This is a genomic window from Melioribacteraceae bacterium 4301-Me, assembly GCA_041538185.1.
GTDB classification, from domain to species: domain Bacteria; phylum Bacteroidota; class Ignavibacteria; order Ignavibacteriales; family Melioribacteraceae; genus Pyranulibacter; species Pyranulibacter aquaticus.
Genome location: JBGORM010000004.1, coordinates 228774 through 241974, shown reverse-complemented (window position 1 = coordinate 241974; position 13201 = coordinate 228774). Strand labels below are relative to the sequence as shown.

Sequence of the window (13201 nt, the reverse complement as noted above, 5' to 3'; positions counted from 1 at the left end):
TTGAATCAATTGCGGTAAAAATTATTCCAGAAGCTTTCCGTGAAAAAAAGCAATCAATGTGGCCTGATGTTACTTAATGCCTTCTTCGTATCGGAGAGACTCTGTTTTAGCAAATGCCAGTCATAATAATTTAAAAAATCATATTGTTTGTAATAAGCACTGTCACAAGGCAAAATGACAAATTCTTTTTTACCGTTTAATTCTCCCTTATAAACCCAAGTTGGCACATAGGACAACATTACAATTTTTATTGAATCATCCGAAAAATTTTTAACAATTGTAAATTGTAAAATCATACCAGCATCAGAATATCGCCATCTTTGATTTGAAACAAAATTCCCGAGAGAATAAGCAACAAAACCAGTATCAATATTTCCATAATTACACTTAAATTTTTCAACTTTTTGTATAACGTGCGGATGACTACCTAAAATTATGCTTGCACCGTAGGCAATTGACTTTTTTACAATTTTTTCTTGAAACTTTGAAGGCTTTCCTGAATATTCATCACCAAAATGATAATAAACTAAAATTAAGTCGGCCTTTTTTGCTTTTGCATTATTGATATCACTCTTAATTAAATTCGTGTCGATAATATTTACGAGAAAGTTCTTGTTTTTTGGCAGAGGGATTCCATTTGTGCTAAAAGTATAACCAAGTACGGCAATATTTATTCCTTTTAAATTAATTAGCCTAATTGAATCACGATCTTTTTGACTAACAAAGGTTCCCACATTTATCAATCCAATTTCTTTAATTTTTTCAATCGTATTAATTAAGCCTGTTTCGCCTTTATCCAAGCAATGATTATTCGAAGTAAAAAGAATATCGAAGCCTGCATTTTTAATTGCTTGCAAATATTCAACTGGAGAATTAAATAATGGATAACCAGAATATTTTTCTTTATTGCCAGAAATTACAGTTTCCAAATTTCCAAAAGATAAATCAGAATTTTGAATGAATTTTGTGATAAACTTAAAAATAGGATTAAAATCAAAAGAGCCGTTGTTAGTTTTTGCATAATTGCATTGCACCGAATGGCACATTAAATCTCCAACTGCTGAGATAGTTACGATACTCAATGAATCCAATTGATTTTTAGCAGAGGATATTGTGAAAACGCATCCGAACAGTATTATTGAAAAAATTCTCTTCATTTAAAAATCAGTTAAATATCACGATGATAATTATTGTGATTATTTTAGTTGAAGCAAAATCAAAGGTTTATAAACCTCGGCTAATTTTGAACGGCTAATTATAAGAAATAAATCTAAAGCTGTATTCAAATGAAAAAGTCTTTTTATAAAAACATAAATTTTAAAAACATCTTATAGATTTTGCACTAAAGGGATGTAGTCTATCTGTGCTTATTTTAAGAATTCAATTTTTAAAAAATTAGGCTGGAGAACCAGTCTTCCAGCCTATACACTAAGCTTATACAGAGTGAATATAATTTTTAATTTTCACCACTAGAAGATTTTTGATTTTTTCTTTGGGCTTTAATCTCTTGAACTTCATTTCGAATTTCTTGTGCCATTCTTTTAAGTTCACTTAGACCCTTACGGAGTCTCGTACCCGCAGCTGCTTGTCCCTTTTCGTAGAATTTTTGAACATCTACTTCAAGAGATTTTAAATATTCTACTAATTGCTGATACTTTTGACTCATATTAATCCTCCTTGTGTTAATATTGGTTTATTAATTAATGTTTTCAAGAACAATTTCAGCAATATCTTTCACACTAACTGTTTCTGATTTTTCTAAAGATTTTATTCCATCTGTCAACATTGTCATGCAAAACGGGCAAGCCGAAGCAACTACATCCGAGCCGGTATTAATTGCTTCTTCGGCTCGATTAATATTAATCCGTGTACCTATAGTTTCTTCTAAAAACATTCTGCCTCCGCCCGCACCACAACAAAAACCTTTATCTCTGCTTCGTTTCATTTCTACAATTTCAAGATTTTTTATTTTACTCAGCGACTTTCTTGGCTGTTCATATATACTATTATAACGTCCCAAATAACAGGAATCGTGGTAAGTTACCTTTTGTTTATTCTGATTATGATTTATCTTAATCTTCCCTTCCTCTATTAACTGAAGAATCAATTCAGTATGATGAACTACTTCATAATTACCACCAAATTGCGGGTATTCATTTTTCAAAGAATTGTAACAATGTGGACAAGCAGTAACTATTTTTTTAACATTATAACTATTTAGCTTATCAACATTATCTTTCATTAACAGTTGTGCAAGGTATTCGTTTCCAAGTCTTCTTGCGGTATCACCGTTACATTTTTCTTCATTGCCAAGTATTCTAAAATTAATATTAGCAATTTGCAGTAATTTTGCAATAGATTTAGTCACTTTTTGATAACGAGCATCAAAGGAGCCAGCGCATCCTACCCAAAACAAAATTTCACAGCTTGGATCTTCTGCCATTGTTTTTACACCCATTCCTTCTGCCCAATTTGCCCTATCGCTTGCATTAAAAGCCCAAGGTGTGAAATTAGTTTCAAGATTTTTGAATACAGTATTTAGTTCAGCTGGGAAGTTGGATTCCATTAACACCAAATTTCTTCGCATATCAATTATTGAATCAACGTGTTCAATGGTAACTGGACATTCATAAACACAAGCATTACAAGTTGTGCACGACCAAAGTTCTTCATCTTTTATATAGTAATGCACAAGTGTCTTAGATAAAATATCTTCGTTTTCATTATCTTGATTCAACAATAGTGGTGCTTTTTCTTCTGTCCTTTTTCTGATATCAACAATAATTTTTCTTGGTGATAGTGGCTTGCCAGTGTTTGCAGCAGGACAAGCTTCAGTGCATCTTCCACATTCAGTACATGCAAAGCCATCTAATATTTGTTTCCATGTAAGGTGTTCAAAATCTAAAACACCATATTGCTCAATTTTTTCATCCTCAAGATCTAATTTCTTGAGAACATATTTCTCTTTGCCAACCTTATTAAAGTATACATTCGGTATAGAAGTAATTACATGAAAGTGTTTTGAATAAGGAAGGTAATTCATAAAACCAAAAACAAATAAAATATGCATCCACCAAAAAATTTCGTACCATGAACTGGCATTGCTGCTGTTTAACTTAAAGAAAGATTGACTTAAAATTTCACTTAAAGGTCTTAACTCGTATTTCGATAAAATAAAACCTCTTTCTGCAATGTGTGAAATATTAAGTCCAAACATTGACATCACAACTAATAGTATTAATACTAAAATAATTGCCGCATCAATACTTTCTTTTTTGCCGGCGTTAAGACGGGGAACTTTCTGAACAAATCTTCTAAACAAAGCATAGAGACAAGAAATTATTACTAATACACCAAATATATCCTGAACAATAGTAATAAGTGAGTATAAGAGTCCTAAAAATTGCCAACTAAAAGGTGAGTAAAATCCTTGAATAATAGACTCGACAACAGCAAAGAGAAATAGTACAAATCCCCAAAAAATTAAAAAGTGAATTGTACCTGCTATTGGGTCACGAAGCAATTTTGATTGTCCAAATGCAACCTTAAGAACATTTTTAATTCTTTCATAAATGTTATCGAACCTGTTTTCTTTTTGACCCAGCTTAAGGAATTTTATTACTCTATTTAGATTGTAAAACAAAAAAGAGAAGGAAAGAATAAAAACAATAATGAAAATGATATTTTTTAATCCCATAAGATTAACAACCAGCTTATTTTTTAGTAAAAGCAAAATAAATACTTATTGCGGCAGACATTTTAATAATATCCCATACAGAAAAAATTACAGCACCGCTAAAAAGAGCTTTTGAGAAATTGCCGCCGAAAAATACTGCCAAATAAGCAGCACCAATAAACAAAATTAAAATATTAGCCAGTACAATAGAAAATACTACATTAAATTTGGATTTATTTCTTTCTACAAAATAACCTACCAGATAAGCTGCGAAAGGAAATGATAACAAGTAACCGCCTGTGGGACCAAATATTTTTGTAAGTCCAAATGAAAAACCAGCGAAGACAGGAAAACCAATAATTCCTAAAATTAAATATATGCTTTGGCTAAAAAACCCATTTTTAGCGCCAAGAAATGCACCGGATAAAACTACAAACATTGTTTGCAAAGTAAATGGCACTGGTTCAACAGGAACAATAACTTGAGCAGACAAAGCAGTAAGTAGCGTAAAGCTAAGAACATGAAATAGACTATTTTGTTTTGCTGCCAAGAAAACTTCTTTAACAGTATTTTTATTAACATTTTCAAAAGAAAACATGCTAACCTCTTATTTAACTTAAATTGTGCTTAAAGAAATTGTAAGTTTTGTTTAAGAGCTGTTCAAACTTCTCATTTGAGCCTTCAAAGGGATGTTTAATATCGAAAGTATGACCTGTAGCACCTAAAGTAAAAAATTCGGTTAAAGATTTATTTGACCAATTATATAAATCCTCCGCTTCGGCAATAGGAACTGTAAGGTCTTGCATTCCATGCGCAATGAGTAATGGCTTGTTTAAATTTTCCACAGCTCTTTGAATATTTAGTAAACCATTAGAATTTTTTTCTATGTCTTCCAATAAACTCAAATTTAAACGCATTAATTGATTAGTGCGTGTGTTTAAGATTTCGATATAACCATTTTTCTTCCACTGTTCTTTTTGTCTATCTGTATAACGGTTAAATTTGGAGATAGCTGACCATGTTGCCACAGCACTTATTTCGGCTCTTTGAGATGCTGCTATTAAAGCGACTGCACCGCCTCGACTGTGCCCTATTAATCCTATTTTTCTTATGGAGCTAAATCCCAAAAAACCATTTAATGTTGCGTTAATTACTTCATTAAGCTCGCTTATCTCTCTGCTTATTGTATTGTTCGCAAACTTTTCTAACTCGGTAAGTTCTGTTTTATTTTCACCAATTCCATTATGAGAAAAATTATGAGAATCCACCACTTCGTGGAAAGTAACTACATAAAAATTTTTTGAAGCAAAATATTTTGCGGTGTACGGTACAAAACCCCAATCCTTAAAACCCTTAAAACCATGAACATATATAAGACAATTCTTTGGATTTGTATTTTCCTCGCCAAATGTAGTAATTTGAATTTTCTGACCATCGGTTGTTATAAGATTATAGTCCGTACTCATATTTTCAAATATGCTTATAAGGGTAAGAAAAGTCAATAATTTTGCGGATTTTTAATTCCACTCAAAACCCTATGCTTCGGCTAATAAATTTTCTTTATATATTCAATTAGTTATTTTTTCTTATTATTATTTTAACAATTATTTAGAATGACAATAGGTAATAAAAGGTAAAGGAGAAATGTCAAGCTTATTAGTTATTCCATCGATTGACATAAGAGATGGTAAAACTGTTCGAGTAGTTCAAGGAATACCAGAACTAAATTGTCCAGAGTATTGTAATGACCCAGTTGAAATGGCAATGATATGGCGTGCGGAAAATGCCAAAATAATTCATGTTGTAGATTTCAACTCTGCATCTGAACATTCCCATGTTAATTTTAACATCATAAGAAAAATATGTGAATCCGTAATTATACCAGTTGAATTTGGTGCGGGCTTAAGAACGATGGAAGATGTACATGAAGCTTTTAGTTTAGGTGTATTTCGAGTAGTATTAGGTACTATGGCTTACGAAAATCCAAAATTATTCGTAAAACTCTTAGAAGAATTTTCACCTAATAAAATTGTAGCTGCAATTGATGTGATAGATAATCAAGTAGTAGTTTACGGCAGAAAGTATAAAACTGGCTTAAAGCCTGAAGAATTTGCAGCTAAATTGAAAGAATATGGTGTAAAAAGGTTTATTGTTACTGATGTAAAAACTAATGGAATGTTATCCGGACCAAATATTGAGCTTTCGAAAAGAATTGCTGAAGTCTCAGAATGCAAGGTAACTCATTCTGGTGGTATAGGCGGTTATCACGATTTAATTAGACTTCAAAACGAAGCAAAAGATTATGTTGACTCTGTAATCATTGGAAGAGCACTTTACGAAAATAAATTTCCCTGTCAAAAAATTTGGCGTGTTGCTGAACATGGGATATTTCAATAACTTAATAATACTAAAACTATGGTCGTCCTATGAATGAACCAATTAGAATTGGAAGTTTTTGGAGTAACTTATTTAAGCCACCTGCAGAAAAAAGCGAAGTTGAAAGCATTATTTGTTCTATGCCGCCGTTTAAAAAGTTAAACCAAAAATTGATTCGCTCTTTGTTGAGACTAATCCATAATAGAGCTTATTCTGCAAATGAGTACATTTTTTATCAAGGTGACCCGGGCATTGGCTTATATATAATAATTAGTGGTGAAGTTTTAATTACCCAAACGACAGACGATGGCGAGAGGTTTGATATTGCTTTACTAAAAAGTGGTGATTTTTTTGGTGAGGTCGCTTTGCTCGATGAAGAAACACGCTCTGCTTCAGCCCTCTCGTTAAAGGAATCTCAATTGGCAGTAATTTTTAAGCCTGACTTAGATGAATTCATTGAAGCTCATCCAAAAGAAGGGATCCAAATACTTAGAGGCATTACTCAAATAATCGCAACAAGACTTCGTACACTCAACCAAGATTATTTTAATTTATATAACAGCATTAGAGCAAAATAAAAAAGGTATAAAAAATGATAAAAAAAATTTTAGTCCCAATCGATTTCTCCGATTATTCCAAAAATGCATTGAAGTACGCAGTAAACTTTGCAAAATACTTCAATGCTAAGATGTATCTGATTTACGTAATTGAACCAATAGTTTACCCAGCAGATTTTAGCATGGGACAAGTAGCAATACCAACTATTAATATTGATATTCACAAAAGAGCTGAAGAGGAGTTAAATTCTTTAGCTAAAAATTTCGTGGGTACAGAATTAGAAGTTGAAACAATTATAAAAACAGGCAAACCTTTTGTAGAAATTTACGAGACTGCCAAAGAAAAAGATGTGGATTTGATTATAATTGCTACGCACGGTCATACCGGCGTTGAACATTTATTGTTCGGCAGCACAGCGGAAAAAGTCGTAAGAAAAGCTCCTTGCCCAGTCCTAACCTTAAGAGAACCTATAAAAGGATTTCAATTTAATAATAACCCAAAATAGCCGATGGCATTTACAGTTGATAAACAGCTCAAGCAAATCATCTCTGACAAGACTTCCGGTAGTACAGATATTTTGCTATCAATAAATAATTATTTATTAAAAAAGTATGATTCCAGTAAGAATATAAAACAAATTATTTCTTTCCTACTGAAAGAATTTACAACATTTGAAATTGTTCAACAGTACTTAAAAAAATGTCTTGCAATGCAAAAAAAGAGCATGGATAAATTAGGACAGCTATTAAAAGATTACGAATTAATTTTTCATGAAAGAATATCTAAGCTAATTAAAAATTGTTACAGAGTATTAAAGAATTATAATGTTATAATCACCATATCAAATAGTAAAACCATTCTTGCATTTTTAGAGTATTATGCAGGTAAAAACAAAAACTTAGAAGTAATTATTTCAGAATCCCGTCCAAAATTTGAAGGGCGTATTTTAGCAAAAAAACTATTAGAAAAGAATATCAATGTTCAGCTTATTACTGAAGCAATGATACCTGAAGTTGTAAAAAAAATAGATTGTGCTTTAATTGGCGCAGATGCAATACTTAAAAATTATTCTGTGGTAAATAAAATGGGCAGCAAGTCTTTGGCTTTTGCATGCAAATATTACAAGAAACCCTTCTACGTTTTAGCAGATAAAAACAAATTCAAGATGACAAATCAATTTGAACAGACACTTAAAAATAAAAAAGAGATTTGGACTTATGAGCATCCGCATCTCTTTATAGAAAATCTCTACTTTGAAGAAATTCCAAAATCTCTAATCACAAGAATAATTTCGAACTAATTTATTATTTAGAAGATTTTTTAGCCTTAAGTTGCTCAAGCGCTTGTTGAGCCTGAACAGCAACATCTGTATTGGGAAACTTTTTTATCACATTTTCAAATATCTCTTTAGCTCTTTGTGTTTCTTGTTTCGCTTCCGCAATTACTCCCAAATTAAAATTAGCTTCTTGTTGGTTTTTATCAATTGCCAATATCTTTTGTGTGGCTTGTTCGGCTTTATCAAAATTTCCTTGGTTATAATACAAAAAAGATAAAGTTAACAATATGTCTATTCTCTTTGAATCTTTTGCAAGTATACCTTCAAACAGTTCAATAGCTTTTTGAGGTTGATGACCCATTGCAAGCATCATTGCGTATTCTTTAACCTTTGCAGTATCATTTGGATTTGCTTCTACTGCTTTTCTTAGTTCTTCCATTTTTTTTATTGCGCTTTCACGCAAATTAGATTTCGATGGCGCTTGGTCGCCCGTAAGACCTTTATGAATTTCATCATTGGGAATATTTTGCTGTAAGCTCTCATTTTTTATTTCGTTTCCCTTTTTCGCATCAAGCACTATAACCAAAGCTATTGCCACAATAAATAATCCTAAGTAAATATATAATGGTTTGATTTTCATTTTTTCCTCTTTTCAATTTAATTTCTATGGTAAAGTTAATCATATTCACTAATAAAAATTAGTCCCACTAAAATATTTTTAGAAAAAAAGTAAAATTAATTCTGCAAACATTGAATCCTAATTCTTTTTTAAGCATCTTACATCAGTCTTTAATATAAAAAAGGTAAAAAATGACTACTCATATCACAAAAGCAGATTTTTTAGAAAAAATTTTTGATTATGAAAATAACACTGAATGGAATTATAAAGGTGAACTGCCAGCATTAATTGATTTTTACGCTGACTGGTGCGCACCATGTAAAATGGTGGCTCCTATTTTAGAAGAACTTTCTGAAACTTATAAAGACAAAATCAATGTCTATAAAGTCGACACCGAAGAAGAACAAGAACTTGCTGCAATTTTTGGTATAAGAAGTATCCCTTCTCTTTTGTTTATTCCAAAAGATGATAAGCCTCAGATGGCTGTAGGTGCATTGCCAAAAGAAACATTAATTGAAGCTATAGAAAGCATTTTATTGAACAATAAAGAAATAGAATAGAGCCGCACATCTGCATGTCGGCAAACAGGTTTAATTTTATCCAGAATTTTTCAGCAAGAAAATCTATCATTTAGCAAAAAGTGCACTGCTAACAAACTTAGGGAAATTAAAAGCTAACAACTAAGTACAAAAAGTTAAGCTTGATATAAAATGTGCATCAAATCCAGGCTAATTCGTATCATTTTAAGAAAATACTTAAACAAAATATGAGATTTTGAAGGACTACTGATAAGAAATATTAGATTTTTACTTTTTTAATAAAATTTACCTAATAATTTAATTAACTGGTATAGAGAAGAATAAATGACTAAAAAAATTTTATAATTTTTTTTCATTTTTTAGAAAAATGCCGTATTTTTGCGTGGATAAATTATTTTTATAAGCCACTTGATTCGACAAAAAAAAGGTACATACCTCGCTGCTATTCCAATAAAAGCACAAAATATTAATATCAAAAAGGAACAAGTTTTTATTCCAAATTTCCTTGATAACTTTGGAACAACTTTTGGAACTAATTAATCATCTAATCAGTTGAAAAACATCAAAAATTAAAGGAGTGATAGAATTGAAAATAACAAAGCAATTTACAAATCGAGAGAGTAAGTCTTTAGACCAATATCTACAAGAGATTGGTAAGGTCGATTTGTTAACTCCAGAGCAAGAGATAGAGCTTGCTAAAAGGATTAAAAAAGGTGATCAAGCTGCTTTAGAAAAATTAACTAAAGCAAATTTAAGATTTGTTGTTAGTGTTGCAAAACAATACCAAAATCAAGGTTTACCATTAGGTGATTTAATTAATGAAGGAAATCTTGGCTTAATAAAAGCTGGTAAAAGATTTGATGAAACCAGAGGATTTAAATTTATCTCCTATGCAGTTTGGTGGATTCGGCAATCAATTATGCAGGCAATTGCTGAACAATCAAGAATGGTCCGTCTTCCTCTTAATAGAGTAGGCGCACTAAACAAGATGAGTAAAGCTTTAAGTCAATTAGAGCAAGAATATGAACGAAGACCTAATCCAGAAGAAATAGCAGCTCAACTTGATATGAACGTGGATGACGTTACTTACGCAATGCAAATTGCCGGAAGACATGTTTCAGTTGATGCGCCTTTTGCACACAGTGAAGATAACAGCAACAGCCTTTTAGATGTTATGCCTAATGAGGACCAACCTTCTCCAGATAATCATTTAATGAAGGAATCTCTTAAGAAGGAAATTGAAAGGTCACTTTCTACTTTAACTGAAAGGGAAGCTGAGGTAATCAGGCTTTATTTCGGAATAGGAAAAGAACATTCATTGACTCTTGAAGAAATTGGTGAAAAACTTAATCTTACCCGTGAACGCGTTAGACAAATTAAAGAGAAAGCCCTAATCAGATTACGACATTCCAATCGAAGTAAAAATTTAAAAACTTACTTAGGATAATAGAATACGGGCTTGCTAAAAAAGTAATTTTCTTGATGAACTTACTTTTAGCAAGCCCTTTTTAATTAAGTCCCACATACATTCATCTCTTCGATTTGCAAAAGCAAATATATTTTATATGCTCTTGTTAAAATTATTTGCAAATATTTTAATCATATCAGCGCCTCGTGAATCCCTAGTAGAATTGTAATAAGTATCAGCTAATTTCAAGAAAGTCTGAGCAAAAAAATCTTTCATATCGTCAATTAGCATTTCCTTCGTCCATAAATCAATGCTGTATGTAGACCTTTGATTTGAATCCCAAATTGATAATAAAAAAGCATTGCAAGATTGGAGTGACTCATTAGGTAAATCTGTAGCTTTCCATGCTATTTTTTCAGGATATTGATTATCATCCAAGTCTACGTACAAAGTTATTTCAGCTCGTCTTGCCATTTTTTAATCCTTTTTTATAATAAAAATAGTATTTGTCCATTACCTAAAAAAGTAATATTAGTGCAGGCTGCATTAATAACAGGATAAAAATTTATATATTACAGAATAATTTTCAACAAAGTAGCTAAAATAAATGACAAAATTAGAAGAATATTTTTATCAATTTAGGAATAATATTATTGGCATAGACCAGGAGTTCTACACCCCATTCGGCTTAAAGAAAATTATTTATGCTGATTGGATAGCCAGCGGTCGCTTGTATAAGCCGATAGAAACCAAAATCCTAAATGATTTTGGTCCGTTTGTAGGCAATACTCATTCAGAATCGAGTGTTACAGGAACTGCAATGACTAAAGCCTATCATCAAGCACGAAAAATTATAAAGCAGCATGTAAATGCAAGTGATAGTGATATTTTAATTTTTGCCGGCTACGGTATGACAGCAGCGGTCAATAAATTTCAAAGAATCTTAGGTCTAAGAGTGCCAGAACAACTTCTCCCCTACTTAAACATTCCAAAAGAAGAAAAACCGGTTGTTTTCATCACTCATATGGAACATCATTCGAATCACACTTCATGGTTAGAGACAATCGCTGATGTAGTTATAATAGAGCCCGATTCACAAGGATTAATAAATTTAGACCACTTTGCACATCTGTTAAAACTTTATGAAAACAGAAAAATAAAAATTGGTTCATTTACAGCTGCTTCAAATGTAACTGGAATACACACACCCTATCACAAAATGGCAAAAATGATACACGAATATGAGGGTGTTTGTTTTGTTGATTTTGCTGCTGCCGCACCATACGTACAAATAAATATGCATCCAGACGACCCAATGGAATCATTAGATGCAATATTTTTTTCTCCTCACAAATTTTTAGGCGGGCCAGGTTCTTCTGGTGTGCTAATCTTTAATTCGCAATTATATAAAAGAAAGGTACCAGACCACCCAGGAGGAGGCACGGTAGATTGGACAAACCCATGGGGGCAACATAAGTACCTAAACGACATTGAATCTAGAGAGGACGGCGGTACGCCAGGCTTTTTACAAGCTATTAAAGCTGCCCTAGCAATTAAACTGAAAGAAGAAATGTCAGTCGAAAAAATTTTACAACGAGAAAATGAATTATTGCAACTTGCGTTTTACAAGCTTAAGAACTTGCCCCAAATTCATGTACTTGCTCAAGAAATTGAAGAACGACTTGGAGTAATATCTTTTTATGTGGAAGACATACATTACAATCTAATGGTAAAATTGCTAAACGATAAATTTGGAATACAAGTAAGGGGCGGTTGTTCGTGCGCTGGCACTTATGGACATTATTTACTGCACGTTGACCCAACTCGTTCGAAAAGAATTACAGATAAAATTAATCAAGGCGATTTTTCAGAAAAGCCAGGCTGGGTAAGAATTTCTCTTCACCCAACAATGACAAATGATGAAATTGAATTTATCATTAGTGCTATTGAAGAAACTATTTTGAAAGCTAAAAACTGGTCAAAAAATTATACTTATTCCTCTAAGACGAATGAATATAATTACAACGGTGGAAAAAATTTTTACGACTTCATTCATAATTGGTTTGATGCTGAAAAAAACAAGGATGAAATAAATTTTAGGTAAATTTCACTTAGCTATAAATTAATGAAATTCATTAGAAGCTTTTGACCAACTTCACCATTTAATTCGGGATGAAATTGCACCCCATAGTAATTCTCTTTTTGAACTGCAGCGGAAAATTCTACATCATATACTGACGTTGCAACTGTATATTCATTTATGGGGACATAATAAGAATTTGTGTACTCGAATAACTCATTATCTTTAATTCCCTTAAATAGCTTACATTCTTTAATCTGCTTTACTTTATTTTTGCCCGATTGTGGAACTTTTACTTTACTACCATCAAACTTTTCGGCAGTAACTGGAATTATTCCAAGTCCAACAACATCTCCTTCTTTGGATTTTTCACAAAGAAGTTGCATCCCCAATCCTATACCCAAAAAAGGTTTTTTTATTATTCTAAACATTGAAAAAAGATTTAGAAGATGTAGTTTTTTTGCAGCAAAAATAGCCGGACCAATCCCAGAAAAGATTATTTTATCAGCCTTTGCTATTTCTGACTCAGTATTCGTAATCTTATTTTCTATTTTATACTTTGAAAGTATATCTGAAACTAATTTACAGGTCCCATCACCGTAATCTATTATAGCTATCATCTCAATAAATAATTAAATGCGAGTGCTAAAATAGGGGATAAATTTTCTA

Annotated in this window: 15 protein-coding genes; 7 read left to right on the top strand and 8 right to left on the bottom strand. The window is 31.8% G+C overall.

Features of this window, described 5'->3' with window-relative positions; genetic code table 11:
* Window positions 1-53 precede the first annotated feature (53 nt).
* From ABRY23_08855 to ABRY23_08835, 5 genes are all read right to left on the bottom strand, one after another.
* The gene (locus tag ABRY23_08855) at window positions 54-1157 is read right to left on the bottom strand and encodes a CapA family protein (protein MFA3783158.1); all 1104 of its coding nucleotides are present in this window, start codon (window positions 1155-1157) and stop codon (window positions 54-56) included.
* A 299-nt stretch (window positions 1158-1456) separates the two neighbouring features.
* Entirely contained in the window at window positions 1457-1666 is a 210-nt protein-coding gene (locus tag ABRY23_08850; protein MFA3783157.1) for a histone H1, read from the bottom strand.
* Window positions 1667-1696: 30 nt separating this feature from the next.
* A complete protein-coding gene (locus ABRY23_08845) occupies window positions 1697-3697 on the bottom strand; it encodes a (Fe-S)-binding protein (GenBank protein MFA3783156.1) in 2001 nt (666 codons plus the stop codon).
* A 16-nt stretch (window positions 3698-3713) separates the two neighbouring features.
* On the bottom strand, window positions 3714-4274 hold the full coding sequence (locus tag ABRY23_08840) for a biotin transporter BioY (GenBank protein ID MFA3783155.1): 561 nt from the start codon (window positions 4272-4274) through the stop codon (window positions 3714-3716).
* A 13-nt stretch (window positions 4275-4287) separates the two neighbouring features.
* Entirely contained in the window at window positions 4288-5142 is an 855-nt protein-coding gene (locus ABRY23_08835) for an alpha/beta hydrolase family protein (protein ID MFA3783154.1), read from the bottom strand.
* A 178-nt stretch (window positions 5143-5320) separates the two neighbouring features.
* Between ABRY23_08835 and ABRY23_08830 the strand changes: the two genes are divergently transcribed.
* Genes ABRY23_08830 through ABRY23_08815 form a run of 4 tightly spaced genes read left to right on the top strand, consistent with a single transcriptional unit; the run spans window position 5321 to window position 7910 of the window.
* Window positions 5321-6073 (top strand): HisA/HisF-related TIM barrel protein, encoded by a 753-nt coding sequence (locus ABRY23_08830; protein ID MFA3783153.1) that lies wholly within the window; start codon window positions 5321-5323, stop codon window positions 6071-6073.
* A 29-nt stretch (window positions 6074-6102) separates the two neighbouring features.
* Entirely contained in the window at window positions 6103-6630 is a 528-nt protein-coding gene (locus ABRY23_08825; GenBank protein MFA3783152.1) for a cyclic nucleotide-binding domain-containing protein, read from the top strand.
* 14 nt (window positions 6631-6644) lie between these two features.
* The gene (locus ABRY23_08820; GenBank protein ID MFA3783151.1) at window positions 6645-7115 is read left to right on the top strand and encodes a universal stress protein; all 471 of its coding nucleotides are present in this window, start codon (window positions 6645-6647) and stop codon (window positions 7113-7115) included.
* Window positions 7116-7118: 3 nt separating this feature from the next.
* Window positions 7119-7910: a hypothetical protein gene (locus ABRY23_08815; protein MFA3783150.1), complete on the top strand. Its 792-nt coding sequence runs from the start codon at window positions 7119-7121 to the stop codon at window positions 7908-7910.
* Between the two features lie 4 nt (window positions 7911-7914).
* Here the strand turns inward: ABRY23_08815 and ABRY23_08810 are convergent, their stop codons facing one another.
* Window positions 7915-8526 (bottom strand): tetratricopeptide repeat protein, encoded by a 612-nt coding sequence (locus ABRY23_08810; GenBank protein MFA3783149.1) that lies wholly within the window; start codon window positions 8524-8526, stop codon window positions 7915-7917.
* A 170-nt stretch (window positions 8527-8696) separates the two neighbouring features.
* Between ABRY23_08810 and trxA the strand changes: the two genes are divergently transcribed.
* Entirely contained in the window at window positions 8697-9065 is a 369-nt protein-coding gene (trxA, locus tag ABRY23_08805) for a thioredoxin (protein MFA3783148.1), read from the top strand.
* 556 nt (window positions 9066-9621) lie between these two features.
* A complete protein-coding gene (locus tag ABRY23_08800; protein ID MFA3783147.1) occupies window positions 9622-10491 on the top strand; it encodes an RNA polymerase sigma factor RpoD/SigA in 870 nt (289 codons plus the stop codon).
* 114 nt (window positions 10492-10605) lie between these two features.
* Here the strand turns inward: ABRY23_08800 and ABRY23_08795 are convergent, their stop codons facing one another.
* Window positions 10606-10926 carry a gliding motility protein GldC gene (locus ABRY23_08795; GenBank protein ID MFA3783146.1) on the bottom strand — a complete coding sequence of 107 codons (321 nt, stop codon included), beginning with the start codon at window positions 10924-10926 and terminating at the stop codon, window positions 10606-10608.
* A gap of 133 nt (window positions 10927-11059) precedes the next feature.
* Between ABRY23_08795 and ABRY23_08790 the strand changes: the two genes are divergently transcribed.
* The gene (locus ABRY23_08790) at window positions 11060-12556 is read left to right on the top strand and encodes an aminotransferase class V-fold PLP-dependent enzyme (protein MFA3783145.1); all 1497 of its coding nucleotides are present in this window, start codon (window positions 11060-11062) and stop codon (window positions 12554-12556) included.
* 11 nt (window positions 12557-12567) lie between these two features.
* Here ABRY23_08790 and hisH read toward each other — a convergent pair whose 3' ends face one another.
* On the bottom strand, window positions 12568-13152 hold the full coding sequence (gene hisH / locus ABRY23_08785) for an imidazole glycerol phosphate synthase subunit HisH (GenBank protein MFA3783144.1): 585 nt from the start codon (window positions 13150-13152) through the stop codon (window positions 12568-12570).
* Window positions 13153-13201 lie beyond the last annotated feature (49 nt).